This is a genomic window from Herbaspirillum sp. FG34, assembly GCF_057809315.1.
This window is the reverse complement of sequence record NZ_JBMDJS010000045.1, coordinates 1-1,964: the sequence shown is the minus strand read 5'-3', so window position 1 is coordinate 1,964 and position 1,964 is coordinate 1. Positions and strand designations below refer to the sequence as shown.

Here is a 1,964-nt window from a genome sequence, read left to right as displayed (position 1 = left end):
TACGCCTGCCGCGAGCACACCGGTAACGAGTGCGCCCGCTACCAGTACACCTGCCACGAGCACACCGGTAACGAGTGCGCCTGCTACCAGTACGCCTGCCGCGAGTACACCGGTAACGAGTGCGCCTGCTTCCAGTGCAGTAGCTCCGAACATGCCGGTGGCCAGTGCCCCGGCATCCGGCACGTCCACCGCGAGCGTGCCTGCAGCGGCGGCCGTAGTGGTACCGCCAGCACCGGCAGCACTGGCAGCACCGCCAGCACCCGCAGTCAAAGTAGCCCCGGCAGTGCGTACTCCGATGGCAGTCGCTGCCGCCACTGCTGCGGCTGCGGTGGCGCCGGTGCTGGACCGTCAGATCCAGCGTCCCTCCAGCGCCGATATGGCGCAGGTCGTCACTGCTCTGGGACGTCTGCCCGACGCCACCAGCGTTCTGCGCGCCGCCGCCCAGACCCTGCCCAGCAACATCAGCGACAACGCCATCCGTGGCACCCTGGCTTCGCTCAATCGCGTCATTGCCACGCGCATTGATGCGGGTAATGCTGGCGGCGGTATGGGCGGTGCGGGGCGCGGCGTGGGCTATGGCGAGGCCGGTGGCGATCGCCAGGTCTGGCTCATGCCTTTCGAATCGCGTTCGAACCAGGGGGATCGCAATGGCGACTCCGGTTTCAGCGCCAGCACCCGGGGCATGGCCGCCGGCACCGAGGTGGAGCTGGACAGCGGGCGCATTGGATTTTCTTACGCCTATGCCAGCACCAGTGCCAGCGGCAACACCGCCATCACCGGTACCGGCAGCCGCAGCCGTATCGAATCCAACATGGTGGCCGTCTATGGCAGCGTCCCGCTGGGTGAGCTGGCGCTGTCCTGGCAGGCCGACGCCGGCTGGAACAGCAACCGCCTGGCACGTGAGCTGCGCTTCGGCGGGTTGAACCGCGTGGCCAGCAGCCGCTACGACAGCTGGAGTGCGCACGTGGGCGCAAACGTATCGCATACGCTGCCCTTGGGTGAAGCATTGAGCGTAGTACCGGCCTTGCAGCTTGATTACACCCGTCTGCAAAGTCCGTCCTACGCCGAGAGCGGGGCAGGCGATCTGAGCCTGGCGGTGCAGGGCAAGCGCAGCCAGGCATTGTTGCTGGGTGTGGGTACGCGCTTGAACTATGCGCTCACGACGGCTTCGCAGATCAGCGCCCATGTCGGTGCCAGCTACGATGTCATCAACGCGTGCGACGAACTGGTGGCCACTTATGCCGGGACGCCGGGCCAAGCCTTCAGCACACCCGGTGCGGCACGTTCTGCATGGTTGTTCAAGGCGGGTATCAGCTATCGCCACCAGTTGAGCACCGCCACCGATATCTCGCTGCGCCTGGATGCGGAAGGTCGCAGCGGTTTCATCAACCAGTCCGCAGCGCTCAAGGCCAGCTGGCGCTTCTGATCTGCACGCGGCCGCCCCCAGCAGCCTGGCTGAGGGCGGCTTCTCTCTCTCCTTCCATTCTCGCGCAAGGCATCAAGGCGCATGGTGCTGCATCCTGGCTAGCACCAAAAGACAATGTCCAGAAAGGCAGTGCCCCTCGACAATGCCTCCCTACAAAAACCGGTTCAACCGGTACGCAGGGAGGGATAACAACAAGGGCGGGGGATGGGTCTAGCTTCCCGATGGCCTCGCCCAAGATCGAGGAAGGTAAGATGATGAATCAAAAGAAGCAGCACAATCGTGCCTGCATCATGCCGCCTGCCGCTCTGCGTAAGCACAGTCTCTATGCTGCCATATTGCTGACCCTGGGCCCGGCCTTGAGTGTGCCGGTGGGCGCGCAGACGGCGTTGCTCGCGGATGTGGAACTGGCAGTACCAGCGGTGTCGGAGTCACCGGCAGAGACAGCAGTACAGGAGTCGCCAGTGAACTCTCCAGCACCTGCATCGTCGGCGACACAAGAATCACCAGCGGCACAGGGGGCAGCAGCATCGGCTGCGTC

At 64.7% G+C, this 1,964-nt stretch carries 1 protein-coding gene and 2 pseudogenes; 2 read left to right on the top strand and 1 reads right to left on the bottom strand.

Features of this window, described 5'->3' with window-relative positions; all coding sequences use genetic code 11:
- Window positions 1-270: pseudogene (locus tag ACODSZ_RS23040) on the bottom strand (malto-oligosyltrehalose trehalohydrolase); the annotation flags it as partial.
- Window positions 271-295: 25 nt separating this feature from the next.
- Here ACODSZ_RS23040 and ACODSZ_RS23035 point away from each other — a divergent pair.
- Window positions 296-1,426 carry an autotransporter outer membrane beta-barrel domain-containing protein gene (locus tag ACODSZ_RS23035; protein WP_488928635.1) on the top strand — a complete coding sequence of 377 codons (1,131 nt, stop codon included), beginning with the start codon at window positions 296-298 and terminating at the stop codon, window positions 1,424-1,426.
- A 251-nt stretch (window positions 1,427-1,677) separates the two neighbouring features.
- A pseudogene (locus ACODSZ_RS23030) lies at window positions 1,678-1,964 on the top strand (hypothetical protein); the annotation flags it as partial.

What these genes read in the sequence shown, in the direction of transcription:
- ACODSZ_RS23035 (WP_488928635.1), top strand. Translation starts at nt 296, where the DNA reads ATGGCAGTCGCTGCCGCCACTGCTGCGGCTGCGGTGGCGCCGGTGCTG.